We start from the raw sequence: 25221 nt of genomic DNA, 5'->3' as shown, positions 1-25221 counted from the left end.
CCATCCCCGGCGTGGGCATGGGCGACGGGATCTTGTTATGGCGTGGCGCCCGACCCGGACTTGCCGGCGTCGCCGCCGGGCAGGCGGATGTCGATGAACGCCTCGCTGCGGATCTGGCGCAGGAAGCTGCCGTACTCGTCCTCGGCCTTGCGCTGGAACAGCATGTTCTTTGCTTCGTCGCGCTGCATCTCGCCGGCCTTGTCGGTCTCGCGCTTGTCGGCGAGTTTCATGATGTGCCAGCCGGCGGGGGTCTGGAACGGCTGCGACACTTCGCCCGGCTTGAGCGACTTGACCACTTCGTCCACCTTGGCGCCGTAGGCTTCGCCGGAAAACCAGCCGAGGTCGCCGCCGAGCGCGGCGGTGGCGTCGTCGTCGGAGGATTCCTTCGCCACCACGGCGAAATCGGCGCCACCGGCGATGCGCCGGCGGATGTCCTCGATCTTCTTCTTTGCCTGCTCGTTCGACACCAGCTCGCTGGACTTCACCAGGATGTGGCTGGCCTCGTATTCGGTGACGACGTGGCTGTCGCCGCCACGCTTGCCGACCAGCTTGATGATGTGAAAACCGTTGGGGCCGCGCAGCGGCGCCGAAGTCTGGCCTTCCTGCAGCTTTTCGGCGGCGTCGAGCATCGCCGGCGGCAGCTCGTTCGCACTGCGCCAGCCGAGGTCGCCGCCCTGCAGCGCGTTTTCGGCGTTGGAGTAGCGGATCGCTGCAGCAGCGAAATCCATGCCGCCGTCGATCTGGCGCTTGACGTCGTCCGCCTTGACGCGGGCCTCGTCGATCTGCTCGGGCGTGGCGCCGTCGGGTACGTTGATCATGATGTAGCCGAGGTGCAACTGGCCCGGATGCAGGTTGCCGTTCTTGAGCAGGCTGTCGATTTCGGCGTCGCTGACCTGCACGCGGCTTTGCGCCACGCGCTGGCGCAATGCCTGGACGATCAGCTGCTCGCGCACGTTGTCGCGAAAACCGGTGTAGTTCATGCCCTGGCTTTCGATCGCGCCGCGCAATTGGGTGACGTCCATCTTGTTCTGCGAGGCAATCTGGGTCAGCGCCTGGTCGATCTGCGCATCGGAGACCTTGACGCCGGTCGAGTCGGCACGCGCGACCTGCAGTTTCTGCAGGATCAGGCGATCGAGCAGCTGGCGTTCGAGCACATCGTGCGGTGGCAGCTGCTGTGGATTGGATGCGTACTGCGTGGTGACCGCCTGTACCTGGCGGTCGAGCTCGCTCTGCAGCACGACGTCTTCGTCGACCACCGCGACGATGCGGTCGAGGGGCTGGCCGGTGGCGGCCTGCGCGGCGACGGGTGGGGACACGGCGGGGACCAGCAGCGCGAAGGCAAGGCCAAGCAGGGTTCGGTTCATCGGGAGTTTCCGGGATGGTCCGGCGCGCGTGGCGCCGGGAACAGGGAAGGCAGATCCGGTTCGCAAGCCCCGCAGTGGCTGCGGTGGCGTCCTGCGAGGCCGGCGGTCCGCCGGCAAGTCATTGATAACCTAGGATACCACGGCGCAGGAACGAGTCCGTCTGCTGGCCGAGCGAGCCGATGCCCTTGAATTCGAGCTCGAAATACAGCGCATTGTCGGCATCGCCGTTGACGTTGCGGATCCAGTGCCGCGCGATCACGCGCCAAGCGACGCAGCAGGTGTCGTGCTCGATGCCGAAGAAGCGTTCGAGCGTGCGCCCGCCGCGACCGTGCGGATCGGTCGCGCTCGCGAGCGGATTGTTCAGCGCGTAGTTCTCGCGTGCGATGAGGCGCCAGCCGGCGGTCAGCGGGATCGCGGTGGAGAGATCGACCTGTTCGAGGAAGTCGCGCCGGTAGCGGTACGAGAAATTCACTACGCCGCCGTCGCCGAAGCGGTTCTGCAGCGAGAACGTCGACAGGTCCGTCTGGTGCGTATTCGGGTTCCACTGCTGGTCGAGCACGATGCGCCAGCGGTCGCTGAGGTGCAGGTCGATCTCGCCGGCGTAGGCGGAGCCGCCGTAATCCGTCGGGTTGCGCCCCGGGATCTGTACGCGCTGATCATCGAAATAGCGGATCTGGCCGATGCTCGCGGACACACGCTCCGTCCCGGTCGCGTCCTCGAGGAAGCGCGTGGTCAGCGCGAGCGAGAGGTTGTTCGCATCCATCTGGCGGTCGGCACCGACGAAACGGTTGCTGCGGAACAGCTCGCCGAAGCTGAACGGGATCTCCTGCGTGTCGAACAGCGGCAGGTCGTCCTGGTTGCGGTACGGCACGCGCAGGTAGTACGCGCGCGGCTCGAACGTCTGCGTCCAGGCCTCGTCGCCGAACTGCAGCGAGCGCTCGAACACGAGGCCGCTGTCGACGCTGACGATCGGCACGCCGCGGCTGGGATTCTTGCTGTCGATCAGTGGATTGCCGCTGTCGGAAAGGTTGCCGAGGTTGTAGCTGGTGTAGCGGTAGCCGAGCTCGGGGCGCACGAACCACGCGGCGCCTTCGAGCGGCAGGTCGAGGTGCGGATAAAGGTCCACGCGACGGCCTTCCAGCGCATGATCCTTGGAGAACGCGACCGCTTCGGCGTCAATGCCGCCTTCGAGCAGCCCGACCAATGCATGCTGGCCGTTGAACGTCATGCGCGGCAGGCGCCGATACGGTTCGTACTGCGAGTCGAGCGTCGGGTCGGTGATCTGGTAGGAATCCCCGCCGATCGACGCGCTCCACCACGAGCCGTGGCCATTGAGGTATGCGCTCGATGGCAGGAAGCTGACCGCCGAGCTGTACAGGCCGCGACCAAAGTCCTCGAAGTAGCGGTTGTCGGAGACGCGGTTGAGGTTGACGCCGGCGCCCCAGTTCGCACTGAACGTGCTGGTGTTCTTCCACTGGTACCACCAGCGCGTGTCCGGGATCGACTGGCCGTATTCAACCGATTCATCGTCGGCGCGCCGGTCGTTTGGCAGGATGTCGGCGGCAAACGTGCCGCTGCTGCCGTCGGTGAGATAGCGGAATTCGCCGCCGAGCATCACGCCGCGCTCGGTCATCAGGCGCGGCGCGATCGTCGCATCGTAGTTCGGCGCGAGGTTGAGGTAATACGGCAGGGTCAGGTCGAAGCCGCGCCGCTCGCCATAGCCGATGTTCGGAAACAGGAAGCCGCTGCTGCGCCGGTCGTCGAGCGGGAAGCGCGCGTACGGCAGCCAGAACACCGGTACGTTGTGCACGCGGAATGTCACGTCGCGCGCGCGCCCGACGCCTTCGGCGCGATCGAGATCGATCTCGCGCGCGGCGAACGCCCACTGCTGGTCGTTGAGGTTGCAGGTCGAATAGGTCGCGCGGGTCAGGCGTGCGTGGTCCGCGTCATCGACCACCGCGACCTGCGCGACGCCGTTGCCGCGCGCCTCGATCAACTGGTAGCGCACGCCGTCGAGCGTGCACTGGTCGAGATCGGTATTCCCCTTGGCGTTTTCCGCCGACATCAGCAGGCCACGATCCTGGTACGTCACCGGACCGTTCGCGGTGAAGTCGGTCGTCTCGCTGTCGTAGGTGATCTTCTCGGCGTGCACGAACAGGTCGAGCTGGCGAATCTCCGCCTTGCCCTCGAGCACGTAGTGAGTCTTGTCCAGCGTGCTGACCTTGAGCGCGCTCGCATCGCGTGGCGCGAGCTTGCGATCTCCCTCGGTGGGCAGACCTGCGACGTAAAAGTCGAGCAGGTCGTTCTTGCCGCACATGCCCCAGTCGAGCGGCTTCTTCGGGCACTTGAGCTGGCCGGCCGGGCAGGCGGGCGCCTCGTCGGCCTTCGCGGTGGCGAACGGCAAGGCGAGGAGGATGGCGAGCGCGAGGTGGCGCCGGCTGGCGGAGGCGGGAAGGCTGGGCAGCACGGGGCTTCGTCTTGGCGATGCAGAACCGCTACTTTGCCGAAACTGCCGCCCGGCAGCAAACCCACCGGCGCGCGCTTGGCGCATCGCTTTGAAATCCGTGGATTCCGGCAAGCCCCGGCACCCGAACCGATCGCCCTGGGCGCGGGCCGCAGGCTGGTCGAAGCGGCTTCGGATTCGTCGGAGCGTTTCGACTGCGGTCGCTGCCGCTTTCTGCGCTCAACGCGAACGGTTGGGGAAGCTCGCTCGCTCGTGGTCAGCGTGAACCCGGCCCCTGCCGCAGGCCGAGGTCGAACGGTGCATAGCCTTGAGGCAACGCGAACGCCGACTCTGCGATCGGCGCGTGGTCGATGCGCAACGTCGTGCGCCCGCTTTCATGGCCGTCGCGGTAGCAGATGCGCTGGATCAGCACGCGATCGTCGACGGCCTCCTGCGTCTCGCCGGCGTCGAAGCTGCGACTCCATTCATGCATCGCCTTGCTGAAGCGCGCGATCCGACGAGCCTCCACCGGATTGAACGGCAGCGCGGCGACCGGTGCCTGGCAGTCCTCGCGCAGCATCTGCTCGCCGCGCAGATGCTGGCGGCGCAGGCAGGTGATATCGCCGACGCGCGTCTCGCCCGCGTCGCGATCGATCCTCGGCAACGGCCGCGGCGGCGCACTGTCTTTTCCAGTCGGCAGCATCGAGCCGCCGGCGGCACCCGCGAGCAGTTGCTGCATCTGCGCCTGCTGCTCAGGCGGCATCGCGGCCATCTGCTTCTGCAGCATCTGCTGCATGCCGGCCGGATCGATCGCGGGCATGCGGCCGTCCTTCATGGCCGCTTCGAGCTGCTGGCGATCCATCGGCCTGCCGTCGGCGCCGATCATCGCGGCACCCGGCGTCGAGGCGTTGCCGCAGGCAGGGGCATCGTCCGGCAGCCGATCGCGCGCCGCAGCGCCGTCCATTCCCGGGCACAGCGATTTCGCCATCGCGAACATGTCGACACCGGTCTCCCTGCGCATCTTCGTGTTCAGGCTGGCCATGATGTCCTTCTGCAGGTCGATCGCGTCCTCGTCGAGTTCGGCCTGCATGAAGCGACGCTGCCCGTGGTCGACGAAGGTCACGAGCTTCTCGGCGCCGTCGTAGATCATGCTGCTGTCGCTGCCCTGGTGCGTATCCATGCGCAGCCAGGAGTCCTTCATGCGCACCTGGTCGAAGTCGCCCGCGCAGCCGGCGTCGCCGCGATAGCCGAGCGTGGTGTCGGCGCCGGCGCAACACGGCAGCACGCACCAAAGGAGCACGGCGGGCAGGGCACATCTCATCGGAACCTCCTTGCACTCATCGTCGCGAGCCATCCGGCCGGAAGGTCTTGCGCGTGCCTTCGCGCCGCTGGTCTTCGCGCATCTGGTAGGTCGATGCGCAGGCGTCGCGCCGCACCATCACGCACTCGAGATAGTCGATGATCTCGAGCACCGCGCCACGCACGGCTTTCGCGTCGGCCTCGTTGTCGATCATGCGCATGCCCGCATCGGCTTGCGCGAGATCGATCGTCACGGCGCGATCGCCGGTATGCCCTTCGATCGTGCGCGCGTAGGCGACCTCGCCACTGCTCGTGTCGACCACGCGCAGGTCGAGCGCCAGATACGCCCCGTGATCGGTCTGCTCGATGCGCGTGCGCCGGAACAGGCCGCCGCTGACGCGCGTCTCGGTATCCGGTTCGAACGCGGTGATGGTGCCCATCACGAGGTATTGCGCGCCAGTGAGCTGGCCGATCTTCGCGCCCTCGCCGGGTGCGAGTCGCCCCGAAGCGGCGAGGTTCTGTTCCTCGAGGATCGCATTGAGCTTGCGTCGCTCGACCACCGTGAACACGTCGCGCGCGGCCAGTTCGCTCGCGAGGATATTGGTGACGACGCGCCCGATCCCGCCCTGGAACGGCATCGCGCCGGTTTCGTCCTGGAACTTCAGCACCGCCAGCACCGGTTTGGCCGGATGGGATTCCTGTGCGTGTACGATGCGCGCGGGCGCAAACGACGCGACGAGCGCCGAGAACAGGGTGATCGCCGCCGCATTCATCGCTCGCATGCGTGTCCTCCCGGATCGCCTGCCCGACAGTGTACGCGCCTCGCCAGTCGCCTTCAGCCAAGCATGGCGCCGACGTGCGCTGCACTCGATTCGGCCAGCGCGCCGAGGTCGTAGCCGCCCTCAAGGCTCGATACGACGCGCCCTTGTGCGTGGCGCCGGGCGAGGTCGAGCAGGCGCCGGGTGACCCAGGCGTAGTCGTCCGCTTCCAGTTCCAGTCCGGCCAGCGGATCGAGTCGATGCGCGTCGAAGCCGGCCGAGATGAAGATCAGTTGCGGGGCGAATTCGTCGAGCGCGGGCAGCACGATGCGGTTGAACGCATCGCGGAAATCGATGCTGCCCGCACCTGCCGGCAGCGGCGCGTTGACGATGTTGCCGGCACCGGTATCGCCGCGCGCGCCGGTACCCGGATACAGCGGCCACTGGTGCGACGATGCATACAGCACGCGCGCGTCGCTCCAGAAGATGTCCTGCGTGCCGTTGCCGTGGTGCACGTCGAAGTCGACGATCGCGACGCGTTCGAGGCGATGTACCGCGAGCGCCTGCGCGGCCGCCACGGCTACGTTGTTGAACAGGCAAAAGCCCATCGAGCTCGACGGCGTCGCGTGATGTCCGGGCGGGCGCACCGCGCAGAACGCGCGCTGCAGCGGCGTGGTCAGCACGGCATCGACCGCGGCGCAGGCGGCGCCGGCCGCGCGCAGCGCCGCCTCCGCCGAGGCGGGTGACATGACGGTGTCCGCATCGAGTCGGCACCAGCCCGTCGCCGGCACGTTCGAAAGAATGTCGTCGACCAGGTCCGCACGATGCACGCGCTCGAGCTGGGCGCGCGTCGCACGCGGTGCCTGGCGGCGATCGAGTGCGGCAAATCGCGGTGCGTCCAGTGCATCGAGCACCGCGGCGAGGCGCGCCGGTGATTCCGGATGGCCGGGCCCCGGATCGTGCGCGAGGCAGCTCGCGTGGGTGTAGAGCGCGACGCTCATGCGGGCAATGCCAGCACGGCGGCAAGCGCGTCGCGCGCACCGGCCTCGCCGATCTTCTGCGCGGCGGCGCGGGTGGCGTCATCGAGCCAGTCCGGGTAGTCGACCTGCGCGACTCGATGCGCGCCGTTGCCGCCATGCACCTCGTGCAGGCGCGCGAGATGCGCTGGCGGGAATTGGTCGGCCAGCCGTGCCAGCGCAGGCCACAGCCGCGCATGCACGAAGGTGATCTTGCCATCGACGAGTCGGCACACGAGCACGTCGTCGGCATCGCGCACGGCGCGCGTCGCCGCGAAGATGCGTTTTCCGCTCGCGTGCGACCACCAGTTGCCGACCAGTTCCTCGCCGGCGATCGCATCGGCCAGCGAAGGGATGGTTCCGCGGCGACTGGATTCGAGCACGATCCCGTGTCGTTCGACGAACGCGAGGGCCTGGAGAGGAGCCTGCGCGGCAGAAGCCGTCCGGGCTGCGAAGCCCGCTACGCGGTCCATTTTTTCGCCACCTCGTGGCCCGTAGAACCACTACGGGCCGACGAATCGTCGAAAAACTGTCCTCGCGCAGCGGACTTCTCGCCTCGAACGTTTCTGCCGCGCAGGCTCCAGGGCGTCATCGCGCGTTCGATCCTACCCGCGCTTGCGCCGCTCGTGCTGCCACAGCACCTCGCCGTGGCCGGATGCGCGCGCAAGCACGCGCGCGAGCACGAACAGCAGGTCCGAGAGGCGGTTCAGGTAACGCACCGCTTCCGGTCGCACCGCATCGTGGCGCGCGAGGGTCACGACTTCGCGTTCGGCACGACGGCAGATCGTGCGCGCGAGGTGGCATTGCGCCGCGGCCATGCCGCCGCCGGGCAGGATGAAGTCCTTCAATGGCGGCAGGTTCTCGTTGAACGAATCGAGGATCTGTTCGAGGCGATCGATGTCGTCCCCGCGCACCATGGCCATGCCGGGGATGCACAGCTCGCCGCCGAGGTCGAACAGGTCGTGCTGCACCTGGGTCAGCACCTCGCGCATGCGCGCGTCGATGTCGCAGGCGAGCACGATGCCGATCGAACTGTTCAGTTCATCGACCGTGCCATAGGCGGTGACGCGCGCCGAATCCTTGCCCACGCGCGTGCCATCGCCGAGGCCGGTGGTGCCGTCGTCGCCCGTGCGCGTGTAGATTTTCGAGAGTCGGTTGCCCATGTCTCTGCTCCCTCTCCCGTCGGGAAAGGGCCGGTGTCAGCGGGCCGCGCGCGACGCGGAGGCGCCGACGAGCGCCTTCGCCGCGACCACGGTCGCGACATGCAATGCCGCCGCGATGCCGATGTACATCAAGGTCGTCTGCACGAACGGCAGGTACCAGTCGCCGAGGTTCTCGATCCAGCCGCCGAAGCTGCGCGCCGGCACGCTCGCGCTGATCCAGTAGAAACTGCCGTTGGACACCAGGTAGCACGCACTCGCCGCGACGACGGCGCTGGCGACCAGCAGGCCGAGGTCCCGCAGCTGCAGCCCGTGGCGGTGGGCGCGCAGCCAGGCGCCACCGAACCACAGCGCCGCGTAGCTCGGCACGAGGAACCAGTAGGCCGGCGAGACGCAATAGTGGCTCCAGAAATCGATGCCCTGGCTGCGGATCACGTAGAAATCGGTCAGCACCGCCAGCGCCATCAGGAGTGCGAACGCCAGCAGGCTGGCGGCGCGGCCGGACAGTCCGCCTGGGGTGGCCGTCTTTTCGGCACCCGCGGCGGAAAAGTAGAAGCCGGCGACGAAGAAAACCGCCCACGACGCGTCCGGTACTACGGCGAAATGATGGCTGCGCGTGGCGGCCATGAGCAGGCCGAGGATCAGGAAGATACCGAGGCGCAAATCATTCGAAAGGGAAGGCTGGGGCAGGCTCATTGACGGGTCCCGTTGGGCAAGCCGGCAGTTTAGCCGGCGCGGCCCCGCTTTGAAACGACGGACGGGGCCTCCTTGGGACAAGCCGCTCGCGTCAGAAGAATTCCTCCATCCAGCGCACGAACGGCTCGCGCTTGCGGCGCGCGATGCGCCGGAACGCGATGAGGAGGCGGTCCTCGAATTCATCGGCGGCCATTTCGCTCGCCTCGACCGCAAGGGTCTCCTCGACACCGCCGACTGCGTTGCCGCGGCCCGTGGCGAGCCATTCGAACGATACGCGGCAGACCGAGGCGATGCGGTCGAGGTGCTCGACCGTCGGCGAGGTTCCGCTGGGAAGTTCCCACTGGGCCACCGCACTGGCCCCGACACCGATCGATTCGGCCAGCTTGGCCTGGGTGAGGCGCGCCATTCTTCGCGCATGGCGTATGCGGTTCGGCCTCGGGCCGGTGAATGCTCGCGGTTGCCGTTCGTCCATGGCGCATTCCTTTAGTGCGGCTGTTTCTTCAGCTCTATTGAGCGAACTTCCTCAGGCGTCCTCGCAGCCTGCATGCATCACGTCTGTTTTTTACCGTCTGCAGCCACCTCGTCAGGAAAGCTGCTGGACCTGGAGGGAATCTCCGACTTGTTGGCGCCGCGCCGAAGCGGAGAATCGACCACAAGCAAAGAGTATACAAAGCGTAAGGGTTTGGCGGAAACAGCTCGTAATCGCCCAAACCGGGTTCTCGTAGTCGCCGCCGGTCCCCTTGCCGGCAATTGGAAGCGGCCACTCAATGGTAACGGGTCCTGACCGGACCCGGTAAGGACATCAAACCGGATTTCGTACTCAAGCAAGGGAGAAATGAAATGACCGTGCATCTGAACAAGAATCGACTCGTGGTGCTGCTTGCAGCGACCCTGTCCGCGAACGCGACAATGGCGGCCAGTCCGGTCGGCAACGCGTCTGCATGGGACCTGGCGGTGCACGTCAACCTGATCGGCCTGGCCCAGCTCGATGTCGGGGCGCAGACCAGTGCCACGCTCACGAACGTACTGGCCAGCGCATCCGACTCGCAGACGCTGCCGTCGGCGGCTTTCTCCAGCCCGCTCAACCTCATCACCCTGTCGACGGGGACACTCGCGTCCGATGCAGAATACGTCGGCGGCAACATGTCGGCCATCGCCGCGCGAAGTTCCGTCGAGGACCTCGCCCTCGGAGCCGGCGCGAGCGTGCTGTCCCTCAATGCGGGCGTCGTGACGTCGACGAGTTCGCTTGCCGGTATCTGTCCGGACCCGGTACGGGCCACGTCGTCGCTCCTGAATGACTTCCTGTTCTTCTCGAACTTCGATACCGGCAACCTCGTCTCCGGCGGCGGCGGCGGCGGGGACGGTGGCGGCCTCGGCGGCCTGCCGCCGGGCGGTGGCACGCTCGTCGACCCCGTCGTCTCGATCCTCGGCATTCCGGTGCCAGGCCTTCCGCTCAATCCAGCCCCCAATACCAACGTCGACCTCGCGGCACTCGGCATCGTCGGCGCCACCCTGATCCTCAATGAGCAGACCACCACCGGCGACGGTGTGCATTCCCTCGCCAATGCCACGAATGCAATCCATCTCACGCTCAACGTTGCGCAACTCGTGACTGCCGACGTGATCATCGCGCACAGCGAGGTGTCGCTCGCGTGTCCGTAAGCACGGTCGGTCCACACCCCGGCTGACCTTGCTCGAAGGCCGACCGGATCCCAGGACGGGGTCCGGTCGATGGATCCGAATCGCTCCAAGGGAGTTCCCCGGTGATCATCAAACACATTCCGGCCCATGCGCTCATGGGCTACCAGACGCTTGCGCGCGAATGTGACCGTTCGGCCCAGATGCGCGCGCTCGGCGAACCCATGACCGACGAAGAACTGCACGCTCGCGCCGAGCTCATCGCGAAGGTGATCGAGACGCGAAACAAGTTGAATGCGCTCAATCACAAGGTCGAGGAACTGCAGCTCGCCCTGCAGCGGTTCGCGGCCCGGCGCGCGAGCCTGTCCTGATTGGACCCGACCGCGTCCCTGTCGCGGTCGCGCAATCGCGCTAGACTTGCCGGCCAGCCAAGCCGACGGGTCGACCCATGCAGGAACCAGAGGCGTCGGATGAACGGAACCAGCCACCGGTTCTCGACGCAATCGAGGCGCGCATCCTTGGTTGCCTGATCGAAAAGGCGGCGACCACGCCGGATGTGTATCCGCTGACCGAGAACGCGGTCGTCGCCGCGTGCAACCAGAAGACCAGTCGCGAGCCGGTCATGCAACTGGAAACCGGCGCGGTCGCGCATGCCCTGCGCGTGCTGGAAGGCCGGCACATGGTCAAGGTCGCGCCCTCGTCGCAGCGTGCGCTGCGCTACGAGCATCGCTTCGACGCGATCTACGGCACTACGGCGCGTCAGCGCGCGGTGCTGTGCGTGATGTTGCTGCGCGGACCGCAGACGCTGGTGGAACTGCTCACGCGCAGCGATCGCCTGGCCGACTTTCCGGGCTTGGACGACGTGCGCGATACGCTCGACCGACTGGCGCAGCGCGAGCCGCCGCTGGTGGTGCGGATTGCGCGCGCGCACGGCCAGCGCGAGGACCGCTACATGCATCTGCTGTGCGGGCCGGTCGACGAAGCGCATTTCGCCGCCTCGGCCATGCCGGAACCGCGCGCCTCGTCACGCAGCGAACTTGCCGACCGCGTCGAGACGCTGGAAGGCGACGTCGCCTCGCTGCGCGCGGAACTCGAGGAGCTGCGTCGCACGCTCGGCTCCGGCTGAACGCCTGTCCGGTCTCTTGATGCTCGTGTGGGAGCGCTTGAGGTCGCGATGCAGTTCGTTCCGACGGCGAAAAGCATTGCGCCAACCCGCGAAAGCATCGCGGATTCCGCCGCTCCCGCGCGGAATTCCCGTTCGGTGCTGCGCATCCCTGCGGTCCACCCCATGCAATGATCCGTCGGCAAGGCGGTTTGCGCGTAGACAGCCGCCACCCTTGAGGCGCCGCGAGGAAGACCGCAACCACTGGCGCGCGGCGAAGGAATATTGACGTGCGCGCCGCCGTCGCGATCGTCTGCATCGGCTTCGTCTCGATCGTCGCAGCGAACGCCGGGTGCGTACCGCGCATGCCACTGCGTGGAGGAAAGATTCTCGCCGAACGCGGTGCGACCGGCCGCGTCGATGTCCTGGCGCGCGCAGGCCGATCATCCTGCGGCTTTCAAGGCTGAAGTCGCTGGATGCCCGCGTTTGCGGGGAGGACGACAATTGTTCGGAGTTCCTCAGTCGAAGCCGTTCGCGAAGATCGAATCGCCGGCCGCGCCCATCGCCCAGCCGAAGCCGACGCTGACGCGTTGCTCCCAGCCCCACTTGCGCCACGGCGCGACGCGATATGCGGTCAGGCCCGACTGCGGGCCCAGCGGACGGATCCAGTAGTTCACGCCGATGTCGTAGCTGAAATACAGATCGGTCGCGCGCTGGCGCAGGCGCGCATCCGGCTGGCCGGTGAGGTCGGCGAAATAGCCGGCCCAGGCGAGACCCGCGGCGACATCGAGCGCGTGCTCGATGTCTTCATAGTTGCGCTGCCCGTCGCTGCCGTCGATAAGCATGGCGTAGCGCGGCAGGGCGAGCGTGTCCTCGTAGGTGTCGTAGCTGTGCTCGAGCGTGTCGACGGTCGCCACGCGCAGGAAATTGCCGAGGCGACGGACCAGGTTCGCGGTCGGCAGGTCCTCGGCGGTCGCGTAGGCGCGCAACGCCGCATCGACCAGCAGCACGCTCATCCAGCTCGATGCACCGTACGAGGTTTCGTCCCAGTCGTAGTCGTGCTGCGTGCCCAGATGGTACAGGCCACCGTCGACGAAACCGGCCGGCTGCGGGATCTGTCCGTTGGCGCCGTCCTGGTGGCGCACGAGTTCGGCGATCTCGGCATTCACCTTGTCGCGCCGGGCGATGCCACCGTCGAGTTCCCACGCGATCGAATTTGCGAGCAGCTTGAATGCGGCGTGGCGCTCGGTCCAGAATCGATCCGGGTTGGTCACCCACACGTCCGGGAAGGTGTCGTGCGCGGCGAGCATCGCCGGCAGGTGCGACAACTGCGTCGCGTCGCCGGTCAGCCAGGCGGTGTAGGCGAGGTTTTCCGGATAGACGTACTTGGTGTCCTCGCCCTTGAGCGAGAACCAGCCGTTCGCGTCGATGTGGCCGGCGTAGAAATCCGAGGCGCGGACGGCTTCGCGCAGTGCCTTGAGCGAGCCGCCGCGGAAATACAGCGCATACATCGTTGCGCTGCGGTCGTACAGCCACGGCTCGTAGTCGGTCTTGTACGGGCACTGGTTCGCCGCCTGCACGCCGGGATCCTCGTTGATCCCGGAAAAGAAATTGTTCTTCAGGGCATGATCGGCTTCACTCCAGCCGGGCCAGTGCTCGGTCGCGTCCATCGTCGCCGGATCGTCGCGCGTCGACGTGATGCTGGCGTCGAATGGCAGATCCTGCACGCCCTTCAGCACGCCCTTGGCGAGCCATTCCTTCGGCAGCACGGCATACACGTCCGGTTCGCGCACCGCGTCGGCGGCGACGAACGTACCGCTGCCGACGACGTGCCAGGCAGTGCGCGGCGGCAGCAGGCTCGGTCGGTTCTGGGTGCGCGCGGCTCCGCCCCAGCTCACGCTCACCGACTCGCAGGCGCTGCCGGCGAATGCGTATTCGATCTGGATGCGCGCGACGCGCACCGAAGCGCCGTCGATCGCCGCGTTGCTGCGATGGCGCCACGGCGTCATCTGTTCGACGAATGCCGCGATCTCGTTCGCGCCCTTGAGGACACGCACGCTCGCCAGTTGGGCACTCGTCAGCGACCCGCGCGGCAACGGCAGACCGAACGTGACGAGATGCGGCGAACCGCTCGCGACCGCTTCGGTCGGACACAACTGCACCGGGATCGAGCCCGCCGGCACGGGCGCCGCGATGAATGGCGCAGCCGCCGGCATGGCGGCCGCCGGAAACAGCATCGACAACCCAAGCACGAACCGACGCATGACGCCCCCCTCCCTAGTCGCGGAACGGCAGCCTAGTCGCCGAACGGTCGGCATGTCCGCGACCTCGCGCGCAAATCCGCGAGCGCATCGGCGGTGAAGGCACCACCAGACGGCGCCGAAGCACCGCGTGCTTGACGCGGCGCGCCCGCGCGGCTCTAATACGCGGCCCCGCTGCGGTCGCGTCCGCGACTGCACGCAGCAAGACATCCTGGCCGGGTAGCTCAGTTGGTAGAGCAGGGGATTGAAAATCCCCGTGTCGGCGGTTCGATTCCGTCCCCGGCCACCATTCATTTCAATGACTTAAGTGGCGAGCGCCGCAACCGTCTGCGCTTGTGGCTCCCTTGTGGCTCCCGCATTTCCAACGTCGCGGCGGCTCCGTGGTCGGGTAGGCTTCGGTCATGACCGAACAGCCCACGACGGATCCGTTTTTCGAAGCCTTAGCGGCCGCTCCTCGCCCCTTGCTGCTCACTGAAAAGGACGTGGCAGCGTTGCTTCAATGCTCGGTGCGTCTGCTTCAACAGTGGCGAGCCGAAGGGGTCCAACCGCCGCTGTGGATCACCTTGGGCTCGAAGCTCGTCCGCTATCCGGCTCAAGCTCTAGTGGAGTGGGCCTCAACCCTCGCCGGCGGCCAGCAGCCATCGCGTGCTGCGGCTCTTCCCACCACCGCACCTCCGACACCCGTCCTTACTGCTGGGGAAGTCAGCGGACTGGACGAACCTCTTTTCCGTGGAGGCCGTCGGCGCTCGAAGCACGCGTCGTTCGACTCGTTCCTGATGACCGGACTACCACGGGATGAATGGCTGTTCCGACGATGCGAGGGGAAGCGGCCTCAGGATTTCCTCGCGTCACTCGATGAAGAACGTTCCGACGCTGACGACGTGCAGTGGTTGCGCCTGGACGCGTTCCTGGATTCGGTGCGGCGGTGCGCCGAGACCGATGCCGCCAGGAACCACCACGACAGCCTCGAAATGGACTTGGGATCAGCGACGGCGCAAGGCCGGCTCCGCCGGCTCAGCCCCGGCAGTTGAGCTACGGCATCAATGGGCCTGAGCCAATAAACTTGTCGGTTAGCTGCAGGAAAATCATCATCGTGTTACATGAAGAATCGGAACTGATATGGCATTGTGCCGAGCAAGGGCATCCGCTTCACAACGCGAGCCAAGACCTTCGCGTATCCCAAGGTTACCGGAAGGTGATCGTAGAGCGCGTCGTTGTTCCAGTCCATTTTCGACAAGGCCAGCATAGACCGAGCCGACTCATCCCACGTGCCGTGTCCCGCATGGCGCACCAAGCGCAACGGCTGCGGGGTGCTGCGAGAGCCTTGGAAATACGAGCGCCGCTTGCCAACGTTGGGCACGTCGCCATGAACCCAAAGCAGCGCATCCCGTGGTCCTAAACCGACTAGGCTTCCGCGGGCCACTGGGAATCCCGCCGGCCTGCCTTTCTTCGACCCAAACTCATGGTCGATTCGAGCAGCGCGCCAGCCGACGTCTTCGACGACCTGCACCAAATCGACGGCTTCGCAGAGATGGAAGGCCTCCATTGCACCGTCCACTTCGTCACGCTTGAACTCAGTGGTCTTGTGGACGAAAACCCGGCGCGGCGAGCGCCCCGCATGCTGACGTCGATAAAGGTCCATCGATCGAGTCATGACCCGAAACATTTCGTTGCGGCTCAAGTAAGGGTTGTCACGCTGGACCGTGGCTTCACGCGTATCGTAAGCCACGAACTCAAGCCCGGCCCCTTCCGCATCGAACACTTGGCTGCAGCATGTGACGAAATGTGGACCGTCCGTTGACCCCGGCCGCAACGCGTAAGAGATGCCTATGTAGGCAGCCTCGGGATCGGTTTCAGCGAGCTTCCACGGGACGCCACCGGCCTTTGCGTAGAGCGCAAGGCTGATGCGCCACATAACGCTGGCCCGGTGCGGGTAGGCGATGGCCTTGTCCTCGCGCACGATCTGGAGCGGGATGCCTCGGCGCGCCGTCATGGCCTTCAAGTGATCGTGCAGATCGAAATCCTCATCGGCGGCCCCGACGTAACCTGCGGCCCACCGTTGAGGGATGTAGACGAACAAGACATCGAAGTCATGCCGGTGGACTTCCACACGCTGGATGGCACGGACCAGATGCTCCGCCAGAGTGATGTGAGGTCTTGCTGAACTCTGGAAGTCGTGCTCCAACCCGGGATCCAGCTTCACGTGGCAATGCGTTGGCGCCCCTTCCATGCGCAGGCGAAACACCTGCTCAAACCCAGGGTAGTCCGGCAGGTAGTCGACGCGCTCGCTGGCCTTTGCAGGAGCACGCAGTTCTTTCATGAACGAGAACAGCACTTGCCCATCAGCAGCGGGAACAACGGTGGCGACGCGGATGGGATCGGGGAGCAGTTGCTTTGAATAGGGGCCGAATGTCATCAAGCCCACGAGGGGGTGAGCGTGACGATCCTTGGGGCGATCCGGATGAAACAACAGCTCTGGCTCAGGCAGCCATACGTGCGGGGCGATCTCACTGCTCATGCACTCACTCTTTTTGAAAACGCAGTTGTGGTTCCGAGGCGAAAAACCGCGTCCACGCCGTCTCCGATACCAAGCGCACGAAGAACACCGCCCGCGCCGGAAAGCTGGTCCGCCCAGAAGGCAATCAGGTTGTTCAGCTCGCGGTTGTATCGCTTGACGGACCGCTCACGAGCAAAGTCAGTGGCCAGGGCGCGGTTCTCGTCCGTCAAACCGTCGAACATCGTTCGTGGCTCCATCAACAACCAAAGACTATCGGCGGCCCAGTCGAGGCGCACCGCGACGGCCTCCTTCCACGCCAACGTTGGATCCCCGGGGACCACTCCGGACAGTCTGCCTACGATCTGCTGCAAGGGCTTCCAAACCGCGTCTTGATCGTTGGCCGGCGCCATCAAGTCGGCTCGACCTTTGCGCTGCACGCTGAGTGCCCTTTCGCGGGCCAGCGCTCTCACCAAAGCGTCGCGCAGGAGGCCGCGCTCACCCGTTTCTCGATATAGTCGGTCCGACGCGATGGTATGGAGGTCGAACTCCTGAATTCCATGAGGCTCGAAGGCCTCGCGAACCGCGGCATCCCTTCCGAAAGCAAGCACCCCTACTCTCGTTCTGGCGACGAGAAGGTCCACTCCCGCTCGCTGCACTGCATCCCGAACGGCGGCGTAGCCTTCGATGTCGCACACCACCTTTCTACAAACGGTGGCCTTCTCGGTAACCTGCAGAGCATTGAATCGAAGCACCGGAAAATGCTTCTTACCTTGCAAGCTCGGCGGGGGTGTCCAGCGTTTTCTTTCGCCCTGAAATCCGTCCAACTGCGTGGTATTGAATCGCCCCGGCTTTCCCGGAGGCTCCAACCTTTGAGAGGATGGAGTCATGAAGAAGCCCAACAAGTATGCCCCGGAAGTACGAGAGCGAGCAGTTCGGATGGTGCGCGAGCACCAGGCTGAGCACACCTCGCAGTGGGCGGCGATCGAATCGATTGCTGCCAAGATCGGCTGCACGGCGCAGACGCTGTGCAACTGGGTTCGGCAGGCCGAGCGCGACCAAGGGTCGCGTGCCGGTCTGACGACGGCGGAGCGAGAGCGCGTGAAGACGCTGGAACGCGAGGTGAAGGAGCTACGCCAGGCCAACGAGATCCTGCGCAAGGCCAGTGCGTATTTTGCGCAGGCGGAGCTCGACCGCCGATCCAAGTGATGACGCGTTTCATCGATGAACACCGGTCGATGTACGGGGTCGAGCCGATCTGCAGGGTATTGCCGATCGCCCCGTCGACGTATTACCTGCACGCGGGGCGCCGCGCCAATCCGACGAAGCGACCGGCGCGTCTACAACGCGACGCCGCGTTGCTGCCGCAGGTCAGGCGCGCGTGGGAAGAGAACCAGCAGGTGTACGGGGCGAGGAAGGTCTGGAAGCAGTTGCAACGTGAGCGCTGGGTCGTGGCCCGTTGTACGGTTGAGCGGCTCATGCGAGAGCTGGGCATCGTCGGCGTGGTCCGTGGAAAGGCCGTTCGTACGACCAAGCCCGATCCCGGGCGCCCGTGCCCGCTGGATCGCGTGAATCGGCAGTTCAAGGCCGAGCGGCCCGATCAGCTATGGGTGAGCGACTACACCTTCGTCTCGACGTGGCAAGGGTTCGCCTACGTGGCCTTCGTGATCGACGTCTATGCACGGCGCATCGTGGGCTGGAAGGTGTCCGCTGGCCAGCAAACGCAGTTCGTGCTGGACGCACTGGAACAGGCGCTGCATGCGCGAAGTCCGGCGAACCGACTGGTTCATCACAGCGATCGCGGTTCGCAATATGTATCGATCCGCTACACCGAACGACTGGCCGAGGCAGGCATCGAACCATCGGTCGGCAGCGTGGGCGACAGCTACGACAATGCACTCGCCGAAACAATCAATGGCCTGTACAAGGCCGAAGTGGTGCACCGTCAGTCGTGGCGCAGCCGCGAGCAGATCGAACTGGCGACCTTACAGTGGGTCGACTGGTACAACCATCGCCGCCTGCTCGGCTCCATCGGATACATTCCTCCAGCAGAAGCCGAAGAAAACTATTATCGTCAGCACGAGTCCGCCATCGAGGTGTGACTCAAACCAAACAGCCTCCGGGATTTCCGGGGCGATTCAGTTGCAGTTTTGAACCCTGCTTATGGTGGAAAAAGCGCGTCCTGCATTGATGCAGGATACCGGGAGAAACCTATGAACGCTTTGCCGGCCAAGCGAGTCTTGGCCACAGCCGCCCAGGTCGCGGCCTTGAATGCTGTCCTCGCCCGCGTCCCGACCGCCGACAAAGAAGCCGACCAGAGCTTGGCCACGAGCCTGCGGCTCCACGGTCAGCTTGCGCCCATTCTTCGCCGTGGCGGCCAGATTGTGGACGGACGCCGCCGCATGGCGGCGCTTACCCATGCGGGAGCCACGCCGTGGATCATCGACCTGCCCGTCGATGCGGCAACGTCAGGGCAGGCGCTCCTCGGGCGCTCCTTCTTCGAGCTCAATGCCTGCCGGCGCGAGTTCTCGTTGGGCGTTCGAGCCGCGATTGCCGACGCACTGGCAACATTGAAAAAGGGAGCAAACCAGCACGGCGCGATCACGGGCATGAGCCGCGAGGATGCAGCACGCGCCGTCGGCGTCAGCGCGGACACGCTCGACCGCTACCGCAAGATCAAGGCCATCAAGGACGTTCACGAGAAAGTGCTATCGGGCCAGATGTCCTTGCCCCAAGCGGTGCGCACTGTGGAGAGTCGGGCGATTGCAGCCGAGGTCAAGAAGACCATCGCGGCCTCGGGCGATGCTCAACAGCACTTGGACCAGCTCTCGGTTCGGAACGTGGTCTTCAACTTGCTCTATGCCGACCCACCGTGGGACTACGAAGTCAAAGGAGGCCCTTCGACATACCCTGCCGCCCCGTCCCGACACTACCCCACGATGCCGCTGGCGGCCATCAAGGCCCTGCCAGTCGCACGAATCGCGGCGAAGAACGCAGTGCTTTGGCTCTGGGCCCCGAACAGCTACCTGCAGCGCGCGATGGACGTCATCGAGGCGTGGGGGTTCGAGTACGTCACGTCCGCCGTGTGGGTCAAGCGCAAGGGCTCGCCGACGTGGGGTGCGGTCCGGCCGATGCACGAGACGCTGTTGATGGCGCGCCGCGGCCAGGGCTTGGTGACGAAAGGCCAGGCCGCAATGAAGAGTGCCTACATCGACGCCGACGTCGTCACGATGCACTCGCGCAAGCCGGTGCACTTCGCGCAGGAGCTGGAGCGCCTGTACCCGGATGCGGGCAAGCTGGAGCTGTTCAGTCGGCATGCGAGGCCTGGATGGGTGGCACTGGGGAACCAGATCGAGCGCGTGCCGCGGACCGACGGCGCGGCGAACGATGATGATCGGCGCGCAAAGAATCCGGCCAAACGTGAAGCGGAGTCGGTCACGAAGGTCAGCAACCAGAAAACGAACCGGTCGAAATCCGGGAAGAACGCAGCGAGCAAACATGGGTGAGACGCCCTCCATTCCCACTGGAAAGTACAGGCAGCCGCCCCAAGCTATCGTTGTCTAACTAGCACGCGACCTTCACCGCGCGCGTACATCCGTTCGTGCCATCGCAATACATCACGATCTTGTAGCCGTCCCTGCATGCGGTTTCCGCGCACTTCTCGCCGGGATTGAGCGTGCCGCAGTCGGCGACCTTTCGCGCCTCACCGAAGATCGCCTTGAATCGCTCCAACTCGTCTGCGCTCAGTTCCTTGTGGCCGAGGTCGAGAGCCTGCTTGAGAGTGTGCGGAATCGCCATTTGATTTTCTCCTATTCAATCACTGGCCTTGAAGGGAGGAACTGATTGCGTGTCCGATGAGCGCGGCTTGATGCACGGCCTGGGCTTCGGCGTCCAGTTGAGGCTTCTTGCCGTCCGTCTTCTTGGCCAATCCCAACGTGATCACGAGGGACTGGGTCTTCGTCCGGCTGCCGCTCAGAAACGATGCGCCTCCCTGCGCGCCCGCAGAGAAGCGAAGCAACTTCCACGAGGGCGTCAGGTTGGCTGCATAAGCCACGACAAACGTTATTTCGTCGCTGAACACCGTGAATGGAGAGCCGGTCGGCGGGTATCCGGTACTTCCAGGAACGGACGCCACGAACATCTTGTTTTCGATGAACTCCGCGATCTTCAAATCGCTATGCAGACGAACGCCGTCTTCGTTGTCACACGGTCTATCCATAGGAAGCTCGTGATTCTGCAGAAGATCCGCAAACGCGTACGTGAACTGAATGGTTTCCTTCCGGGTTGCTCCGGCGGACCCGGAAAAGCCGAGCGACGTCGAATAATTCTGAGAAGTGGTGACGTTCCCGTTCGCAAACGCGGTGATCGCGTTGGGGCGAACATCGTTGAAGGTGATTCCGGGCGCAATCCCGCCCTTTTCATCGACGGTGATCGAGAGGCTCACGGTCGCCCCCCAGTCCTTGATCCAGTCGATCGGCTGCCCCAGCGTCGGCGGGTGGCTGACTACGTACTGCACGCCTTTCGTCAGCTCGCATTTGACTTGGTTGACGATCATGTTCTCGTCGATTTTCTCCGCGTCGCGATCCCGCGCCAGTGGACGCAACTCCGGCACCCTGAGGCCGCATCCGCTCAACGCAACCGCCGCTCCTAAAGCCATGCATATGACAAAGGTGCTCTTCATACGCTAGTCCGTCCTTTCCAAAAACGTGGAACTCGCACAAGCTTTTCCGGCATCCAATCGGCCGCCGCGCGGTCACGCATCCCGGAGGTCGACCGCACGTGGAACGTAGTTCCATGTGCCTGGCTCCCGCATCATCACGAAAAAGTCCGGCATGGTGTCCTGGTGGACCGCATTGCGTATATCAGGGAATTTATGCGGGTCGAGCTTTTCACCAAAGAAGACATGCGTGATCCGCCCCGGAATGCGATGGGTGGCATTTCCGCCACCGGGTGCGATCAACCGAAATTCGCGCTCGTAGGCCCAGTCGACATGCTTCGTCCCGTACAACAACGTCAACATCTCCACGACGTTGTCCGACGACCGATCAAAGAACTGCATGGGATCGACCTTGGGCAGTTCGGTTTCATAGGCGACGGGGAGCGGTATCAAACCGGTGCTACTCAAATCTTGCTCGTCGAACGTGATGCCGATGCATATTCCACTATTCGATCGTGCATAGTGCGCCCACATCAGGCGGTTGTCGGGGGTTCCGGCCAACGAGCAGACACCGCACGCCTCGCCGATAGCGTGATTCCGTCGAGCTGCTTCGCGCAGTTCCTTCTCCAGATAGTCCGTAAGCGCCATGCCGTCGACGTGGGGGATATGCTGGACAATCTGCTCCGTCGTCAGTCCCTGTTGCCTGTAGAAGTGTATGAATCCGATGGCGTACAACCTTCGATCTTCCGGCGTCGCCTGAGTCAGAAAATTCTTAACAAACCGGGGCGTCGGTTCGAAGGGCGTCCCTCCTGCGTGTCGCATCATCGCGTCCAGCAATCGTTGAGCGACGCGCGTGATATCGAACCGCGCCTCATAGGCCTTGACGACTTCGTGCGCTGAAAGCGGAATGTAGTAGGGAACATTGAACTCGAAGGTGTCGTTCAGGGACGCGGGCGTCGCAAACCACATTGTCGACGTTCTTAGGATGTCCAGCGTTCGCTCGCTCAACTCTCTGTACTTAAACAGCGTGACGGGAGGCATATTGAGTCCCCTGATGCGAATTTCACGCGAGCGAAACGACGGCTCTTCTCTCCGAGCGAGCGGCCTATTGCCTGTTACTTGTGCGCTGCGCCTTTGGATCCCCCGAGAACAAAAGCAAGCGTGCGGGATGGCGTTCCGATCAACCGCCACCGCCTGGTTCGCATCAGGCTGATACGCTTAGTCTCTCTCCGTCGTTTGGTGCTCGTCAACTTGCCGAATGCCAATACGGTCTGTCGACGTCGAGGCGGTGCATCAGGGATATGCCTCGCCCATGAAAGCATATTATGAGTTCGCTTCTTCAATCCGGTGTGATATGCGCTTCTTGCGCTGCTTGACATCCTCGCCGCCAGCCTCCGTCACAATGGCGCTACGGCGCGTCAGTGAAAGCTGCTTCACCATCTGGGGCGGAAATCTAAAAGTCGATGGTAGGAAGCTTGCTCAGACGCCAATCTGAATTGAAGAGGGCGGCGACGCAGTGACTAGCTGGCTCCGATGAGCCCAAGGCGTTTCAGACCATGTAGGCGACGTCAGCACACGCTTGATTCGGCGACGAAGGCACGCACCAGGGCGCTCATTCCACGTCGACTCGCCATAAGAGCGGTGATCGTCGAATCGCCCGCATCTTTCGAAGACGACAGTTGGGACCGCCTCGTGAAATAACGTGGGCTCGTAAGGCAGGGCAAACCCTTGTTGCAAATCAGGTCTACGACTTCTTGGCCAAGAAACGGGATTGCTGGTTTGCATCGTAGATTTCCTGCGTCACCGGAGGTGGGTTTCGCAGCGCCAACCTCGCAATCCGCTGCAGCAGTTTGACGATCGGTCGGTTTTCGACTTTGCGCCGAGCGTCGGCGGCGAAGATCTGATCGACCAGTTCGTCACTCAGCCTCATCTTGTTGAGGTCCGCGGATGTGCGCTGTCGATAGAGTCGGGTGAGTGCAGAGCCCGGTTGCGGACTCTTTCGGCACAGGGTGATCTCAGCGCGCCGAAATACGAACGTTCCCCCGCACGCCCGCGTTAGGCAGAGGGCGAGTTCCGTGTCCGAGAAGTTGTCGAACTCGAACGACGTCTTCCAGACGTGGATGTACTCGGGTCGTGTCACCCGGTTTCGATGACCGAAGAAGGACCGCATCTTGCCACCTTCTCGCTTAAGTTTGACCGCGTTGTTCTCGTTGTCGAGCACAACGATGCCGAGCGTCTGGTGGTGGTGCAGATAGTCGATGAGCCGCATGATGGCCCTGTACCCGTCTTCCCTCGTGCCCGTCGCGTTGTCCACGCCGCGTACGGCGACCACCTCGATCCATGCCTTGTAGGTCGTGTAGCCGAACAACCGCTCGAAGAGCAGATGCACAGCGCGCTCGTCGCTTTGACCCTCGACGAAGAGCACGAGCTTGGGTTGAGGGTTTAGCCCGTAGTCGTTGACGACGAACTCCAGGTACCGTCGTTGATTGCTGCGGACAGCCAGCTCCGGGATGTAGTTGATCACCGTCCCGGCCACTTCATTCGGCGGCGGCAGTTCCTCGTTGTACAAGTCCCGATGAAGCGCTCGCAGCATCAGGGAGCCACGTCGCAGCGTCTCGGCGAGCAGGGCTTTACCCTTCAACCGTTCGCGCTCGTCGACGGCGACGAACTGCACCAGCGGGTACCACCGCGCCAATGGGTCCACGGTTTCCTGGGAATGAGCGAGCGTCTCGTATGCATGACGGAGGCGCGCGGGAGTGAGGTTGAAGCGCGACGCGACGTCAGCGGGGTCAACGCGCGCCGCATGATCCTCTGCACTCTTGCGCGGATCGCCGACCTCAATCCAGCTATCCCAAGACGTGGTGCTCCGCATGCGCGTCGACCGCATATCGCTCATCGCGGCCGGGTAGTACCGGTTCGAGATGTACTGGCAGAGCAACGCGACCGCAGGACGGAAGGCATGCTCGCGCGCGCTCGTGAGTGAGGATCGCGTCCATTCTACGACGTCGGCGACGGAGCGCTCCCAGTTGGCCGGCAGCTGCGGCCCTTTTGTGAGCAGTTGGTCCAATTGAACGGGAAGTGTGAGTTCAGAAAGTACGATCCGCAGGTAGTCCAGTTGGAAAACCGAGTAGTAGCCCTCCTGCGAGCGATCTTCGTCTCGGGGAATCTCGTGGCGGATTGGAACGAAGGTCGTGTCCCACGCCCATCCGCGCTCGAACCAATCGTCCCCGTCACCATGCGGGATGCGCATGGGAGGAACGTCTTCCTCCGGCGTTTTGACGCGGAACACGGGTGCGAACAGCCCGAGCCGCTCCAAACGCAACAACCGCGCGGGATCCACATCCAAGGAGCGCGCTTGGCTAAACTTCGCGAAATCGGCCGTTTTCAGCAATGGGCGCGCGAGCACAGCTGCCGAGCCCACGATCGCCCTTCCCGCATTGCTCGGGATGCTCAGCAACTTGGAACTGTCCGCGTTCTCGCTCATACAGCCCGCCTGTGCTTGCCTTAGTGCCGCGCATTAAGACATCGTTTCGTCGCTGCTGAGTGATTTCGGTGACATGAAGTTACTAGGGAAAATTCAAGGATTCCCTAGTAACCGATCCACTTATCCCTAGGAATCACTACGTTGCGTCGGTGACGTCACCGAAGTCCGGTCACCGAACTCAACGCCCACCGCAACCGCCACCTTCGCAAGCATCGTGGCAAATCCAATAGGAAAAACAACCCTGCCTTCCGCATCCAGGACGCGCCCGCGTGCGTCGGTGCGAAGGCCAATGGTTCCGAGGCGCCGTCCATCGAGCGCCGCCGCTAGCGCGGCCTTCTCGGTGGCCAGCAACTCGATGCGCGCCGCGCGACCCAATCGAGCGTTAGGCAGGTCCCCGGCCCCTTCTCCGGGTTCCAGCGTGAGAGTGGCGGACGCATTGGCAATCGCCTGCAGCGCATTCGCTTTCCGGCGCCACCGCTTCGCCTCCTCGGCCCAGTGGCGAGCGTCGGCCAGCGCCGTGCGAACGCGCGCCCGTTGGAGCGGCCCACTGACTCCGGCCAAGATTGCGGCTTCGTCGTCCTGCGCACCCGTGCTCGCCGCACGCATCGGAACTGTCGCTCGCTGGTGCGCTCCGATGAGTTCCCGGTAGGGTGCCCCGTTGGGATTCGCGATGGCCGCGCGTCCCGGGCCTTTACGATTGGCGGACAGTCGGCCGATCGTCTTCACGCTGAAGTCGTGGCTTCCATGTTCGCGCTGCAAACGGCATACCTCGTCGACGACCAATAGGGATCGCTGCCGACGCGGATCTGCATGAAGCGCCCGCAAGCGCGCCAGCACCCCGTCGGGCGT

At 64.4% G+C, this 25221-nt stretch carries 24 protein-coding genes, 1 tRNA gene and 1 other annotated feature; of the genes, 8 read left to right on the top strand and 17 right to left on the bottom strand.

Annotated features, from left to right (window positions below; all coding sequences use genetic code 11):
- Nucleotides 1-35 precede the first annotated feature (35 nt).
- The 9 genes from ACILRJ_RS10485 to ACILRJ_RS10445 form a co-directional block, all read right to left on the bottom strand.
- Entirely contained in the window at nucleotides 36-1364 is a 1329-nt protein-coding gene (locus tag ACILRJ_RS10485) for a peptidylprolyl isomerase (protein ID WP_395683133.1), read from the bottom strand.
- Between the two features lie 118 nt (nucleotides 1365-1482).
- The gene (locus ACILRJ_RS10480; RefSeq protein WP_395683132.1) at nucleotides 1483-3831 is read right to left on the bottom strand and encodes an LPS-assembly protein LptD; all 2349 of its coding nucleotides are present in this window, start codon (nucleotides 3829-3831) and stop codon (nucleotides 1483-1485) included.
- Nucleotides 3832-4084: 253 nt separating this feature from the next.
- A complete protein-coding gene (locus ACILRJ_RS10475) occupies nucleotides 4085-5128 on the bottom strand; it encodes a hypothetical protein (RefSeq protein WP_395683131.1) in 1044 nt (347 codons plus the stop codon).
- Between the two features lie 16 nt (nucleotides 5129-5144).
- Nucleotides 5145-5888, bottom strand: a complete 744-nt coding sequence (locus ACILRJ_RS10470; protein ID WP_395683130.1) for a CsgG/HfaB family protein — start codon at nucleotides 5886-5888, stop codon at nucleotides 5145-5147.
- A gap of 53 nt (nucleotides 5889-5941) precedes the next feature.
- Nucleotides 5942-6865 carry a histone deacetylase family protein gene (locus ACILRJ_RS10465; RefSeq protein WP_395683129.1) on the bottom strand — a complete coding sequence of 308 codons (924 nt, stop codon included), beginning with the start codon at nucleotides 6863-6865 and terminating at the stop codon, nucleotides 5942-5944.
- Nucleotides 6862-7263 (bottom strand): hypothetical protein, encoded by a 402-nt coding sequence (locus ACILRJ_RS10460; protein ID WP_395683128.1) that lies wholly within the window; start codon nucleotides 7261-7263, stop codon nucleotides 6862-6864. Before ACILRJ_RS10460 ends, ACILRJ_RS10465 begins: the two co-directional genes overlap by 4 nt.
- 222 nt (nucleotides 7264-7485) lie before the next feature.
- Nucleotides 7486-8043 (bottom strand): cob(I)yrinic acid a,c-diamide adenosyltransferase, encoded by a 558-nt coding sequence (locus ACILRJ_RS10455; protein ID WP_395683127.1) that lies wholly within the window; start codon nucleotides 8041-8043, stop codon nucleotides 7486-7488.
- A 36-nt stretch (nucleotides 8044-8079) separates the two neighbouring features.
- Nucleotides 8080-8736 (bottom strand): hypothetical protein, encoded by a 657-nt coding sequence (locus ACILRJ_RS10450; RefSeq protein ID WP_395683126.1) that lies wholly within the window; start codon nucleotides 8734-8736, stop codon nucleotides 8080-8082.
- Nucleotides 8737-8827: 91 nt separating this feature from the next.
- The gene (locus ACILRJ_RS10445) at nucleotides 8828-9208 is read right to left on the bottom strand and encodes a helix-turn-helix domain-containing protein (RefSeq protein ID WP_395683125.1); all 381 of its coding nucleotides are present in this window, start codon (nucleotides 9206-9208) and stop codon (nucleotides 8828-8830) included.
- A 368-nt stretch (nucleotides 9209-9576) separates the two neighbouring features.
- On the opposite strand from ACILRJ_RS10445, the gene ACILRJ_RS10440 reads away from it, so the two are divergent.
- From ACILRJ_RS10440 to ACILRJ_RS10425, 4 genes are all read left to right on the top strand, one after another.
- Nucleotides 9577-10398, top strand: coding sequence for a hypothetical protein (locus ACILRJ_RS10440; protein WP_395683124.1), 822 nt, complete (start codon nucleotides 9577-9579; stop codon nucleotides 10396-10398).
- A gap of 134 nt (nucleotides 10399-10532) precedes the next feature.
- Nucleotides 10533-10745 (top strand): hypothetical protein, encoded by a 213-nt coding sequence (locus ACILRJ_RS10435; protein ID WP_395683123.1) that lies wholly within the window; start codon nucleotides 10533-10535, stop codon nucleotides 10743-10745.
- A gap of 77 nt (nucleotides 10746-10822) precedes the next feature.
- The gene (locus tag ACILRJ_RS10430; RefSeq protein ID WP_395683121.1) at nucleotides 10823-11500 is read left to right on the top strand and encodes a YceH family protein; all 678 of its coding nucleotides are present in this window, start codon (nucleotides 10823-10825) and stop codon (nucleotides 11498-11500) included.
- Between the two features lie 266 nt (nucleotides 11501-11766).
- Entirely contained in the window at nucleotides 11767-11943 is a 177-nt protein-coding gene (locus ACILRJ_RS10425) for a hypothetical protein (protein ID WP_395683119.1), read from the top strand.
- A gap of 51 nt (nucleotides 11944-11994) precedes the next feature.
- On the opposite strand, the gene ACILRJ_RS10420 is transcribed toward ACILRJ_RS10425, so the two are convergent.
- Nucleotides 11995-13740, bottom strand: a complete 1746-nt coding sequence (locus ACILRJ_RS10420) for a hypothetical protein (RefSeq protein WP_395683117.1) — start codon at nucleotides 13738-13740, stop codon at nucleotides 11995-11997.
- A 210-nt stretch (nucleotides 13741-13950) separates the two neighbouring features.
- On the opposite strand from ACILRJ_RS10420, the gene ACILRJ_RS10415 reads away from it, so the two are divergent.
- Both ACILRJ_RS10415 and ACILRJ_RS10410 read left to right on the top strand, forming a co-directional pair.
- Nucleotides 13951-14026: transfer RNA gene (locus ACILRJ_RS10415), tRNA-Phe, on the top strand.
- Between the two features lie 112 nt (nucleotides 14027-14138).
- Nucleotides 14139-14768: a helix-turn-helix transcriptional regulator gene (locus ACILRJ_RS10410; RefSeq protein WP_395683115.1), complete on the top strand. Its 630-nt coding sequence runs from the start codon at nucleotides 14139-14141 to the stop codon at nucleotides 14766-14768.
- Between the two features lie 65 nt (nucleotides 14769-14833).
- Here the strand turns inward: ACILRJ_RS10410 and ACILRJ_RS10405 are convergent, their stop codons facing one another.
- Together ACILRJ_RS10405 and ACILRJ_RS10400 are read right to left on the bottom strand one after the other, a co-directional pair.
- The gene (locus ACILRJ_RS10405; RefSeq protein WP_395683113.1) at nucleotides 14834-16255 is read right to left on the bottom strand and encodes a hypothetical protein; all 1422 of its coding nucleotides are present in this window, start codon (nucleotides 16253-16255) and stop codon (nucleotides 14834-14836) included.
- Nucleotides 16252-17010 carry a hypothetical protein gene (locus ACILRJ_RS10400; RefSeq protein ID WP_395683111.1) on the bottom strand — a complete coding sequence of 253 codons (759 nt, stop codon included), beginning with the start codon at nucleotides 17008-17010 and terminating at the stop codon, nucleotides 16252-16254. Before ACILRJ_RS10400 ends, ACILRJ_RS10405 begins: the two co-directional genes overlap by 4 nt.
- A gap of 109 nt (nucleotides 17011-17119) precedes the next feature.
- On the opposite strand from ACILRJ_RS10400, the gene ACILRJ_RS10395 reads away from it, so the two are divergent.
- Both ACILRJ_RS10395 and ACILRJ_RS10390 read left to right on the top strand, forming a co-directional pair.
- A protein-coding gene (locus ACILRJ_RS10395) for an IS3 family transposase (protein WP_395681472.1) occupies nucleotides 17120-18333 on the top strand; the annotation gives its coding sequence in 2 pieces (ribosomal slippage) (nucleotides 17120-17405 and nucleotides 17405-18333; 1215 coding nt in all).
- Nucleotides 17398-17514, top strand: a sequence feature (AL1L pseudoknot). Its footprint overlaps the gene before it by 117 nt.
- Before the next feature lie 111 nt (nucleotides 18334-18444).
- Nucleotides 18445-19737 (top strand): Spo0J and IME4 domain-containing protein, encoded by a 1293-nt coding sequence (locus ACILRJ_RS10390; RefSeq protein WP_395683109.1) that lies wholly within the window; start codon nucleotides 18445-18447, stop codon nucleotides 19735-19737.
- A gap of 58 nt (nucleotides 19738-19795) precedes the next feature.
- Here ACILRJ_RS10390 and ACILRJ_RS10385 read toward each other — a convergent pair whose 3' ends face one another.
- The 5 genes from ACILRJ_RS10385 to gmtX form a co-directional block, all read right to left on the bottom strand.
- The gene (locus ACILRJ_RS10385; protein WP_395683107.1) at nucleotides 19796-20029 is read right to left on the bottom strand and encodes a hypothetical protein; all 234 of its coding nucleotides are present in this window, start codon (nucleotides 20027-20029) and stop codon (nucleotides 19796-19798) included.
- 19 nt (nucleotides 20030-20048) lie between these two features.
- A complete protein-coding gene (locus ACILRJ_RS10380; RefSeq protein WP_395683105.1) occupies nucleotides 20049-20912 on the bottom strand; it encodes a hypothetical protein in 864 nt (287 codons plus the stop codon).
- Nucleotides 20913-20984: 72 nt separating this feature from the next.
- A complete protein-coding gene (locus tag ACILRJ_RS10375) occupies nucleotides 20985-21929 on the bottom strand; it encodes a DUF2971 domain-containing protein (RefSeq protein ID WP_395683103.1) in 945 nt (314 codons plus the stop codon).
- Between the two features lie 703 nt (nucleotides 21930-22632).
- Nucleotides 22633-24372 carry a hypothetical protein gene (locus ACILRJ_RS10370; RefSeq protein WP_395683101.1) on the bottom strand — a complete coding sequence of 580 codons (1740 nt, stop codon included), beginning with the start codon at nucleotides 24370-24372 and terminating at the stop codon, nucleotides 22633-22635.
- A 126-nt stretch (nucleotides 24373-24498) separates the two neighbouring features.
- The coding region (gmtX, locus tag ACILRJ_RS10365; RefSeq protein ID WP_395683099.1) for a gamma-mobile-trio protein GmtX at nucleotides 24499-25221 on the bottom strand (723 nt) is incomplete at its 5' end.

It is taken from the genome of Dokdonella sp. (genome assembly GCF_044227025.1).
In the GTDB taxonomy this organism is placed as follows: domain Bacteria; phylum Pseudomonadota; class Gammaproteobacteria; order Xanthomonadales; family Rhodanobacteraceae; genus Dokdonella_A.
Note: the sequence above shows the minus strand (reverse complement) of the source record. Positions and strands in the feature narration are given on the sequence as shown.

Coding starts and splice junctions, on each gene's coding strand:
- ACILRJ_RS10485 (WP_395683133.1), bottom strand. CDS start 1,364: ATGAACCGAACCCTGCTTGGCCTTGCCTTCGCGCTGCTGGTCCCCGCC.
- ACILRJ_RS10475 (WP_395683131.1), bottom strand. CDS start 5,128: ATGAGATGTGCCCTGCCCGCCGTGCTCCTTTGGTGCGTGCTGCCGTGT.
- ACILRJ_RS10470 (WP_395683130.1), bottom strand. CDS start 5,888: ATGCGAGCGATGAATGCGGCGGCGATCACCCTGTTCTCGGCGCTCGTC.
- ACILRJ_RS10465 (WP_395683129.1), bottom strand. CDS start 6,865: ATGAGCGTCGCGCTCTACACCCACGCGAGCTGCCTCGCGCACGATCCG.
- ACILRJ_RS10455 (WP_395683127.1), bottom strand. CDS start 8,043: ATGGGCAACCGACTCTCGAAAATCTACACGCGCACGGGCGACGACGGC.
- ACILRJ_RS10450 (WP_395683126.1), bottom strand. CDS start 8,736: ATGAGCCTGCCCCAGCCTTCCCTTTCGAATGATTTGCGCCTCGGTATC.
- ACILRJ_RS10445 (WP_395683125.1), bottom strand. CDS start 9,208: ATGGACGAACGGCAACCGCGAGCATTCACCGGCCCGAGGCCGAACCGC.
- ACILRJ_RS10440 (WP_395683124.1), top strand. CDS start 9,577: ATGACCGTGCATCTGAACAAGAATCGACTCGTGGTGCTGCTTGCAGCG.
- ACILRJ_RS10435 (WP_395683123.1), top strand. CDS start 10,533: ATGGGCTACCAGACGCTTGCGCGCGAATGTGACCGTTCGGCCCAGATG.
- ACILRJ_RS10430 (WP_395683121.1), top strand. CDS start 10,823: ATGCAGGAACCAGAGGCGTCGGATGAACGGAACCAGCCACCGGTTCTC.
- ACILRJ_RS10420 (WP_395683117.1), bottom strand. CDS start 13,740: ATGCGTCGGTTCGTGCTTGGGTTGTCGATGCTGTTTCCGGCGGCCGCC.
- ACILRJ_RS10410 (WP_395683115.1), top strand. CDS start 14,139: ATGACCGAACAGCCCACGACGGATCCGTTTTTCGAAGCCTTAGCGGCC.
- ACILRJ_RS10405 (WP_395683113.1), bottom strand. CDS start 16,255: ATGAGCAGTGAGATCGCCCCGCACGTATGGCTGCCTGAGCCAGAGCTG.
- ACILRJ_RS10390 (WP_395683109.1), top strand. CDS start 18,445: ATGAACGCTTTGCCGGCCAAGCGAGTCTTGGCCACAGCCGCCCAGGTC.
- ACILRJ_RS10385 (WP_395683107.1), bottom strand. CDS start 20,029: ATGGCGATTCCGCACACTCTCAAGCAGGCTCTCGACCTCGGCCACAAG.
- ACILRJ_RS10380 (WP_395683105.1), bottom strand. CDS start 20,912: ATGAAGAGCACCTTTGTCATATGCATGGCTTTAGGAGCGGCGGTTGCG.
- ACILRJ_RS10375 (WP_395683103.1), bottom strand. CDS start 21,929: ATGCCTCCCGTCACGCTGTTTAAGTACAGAGAGTTGAGCGAGCGAACG.
- ACILRJ_RS10370 (WP_395683101.1), bottom strand. CDS start 24,372: ATGAGCGAGAACGCGGACAGTTCCAAGTTGCTGAGCATCCCGAGCAAT.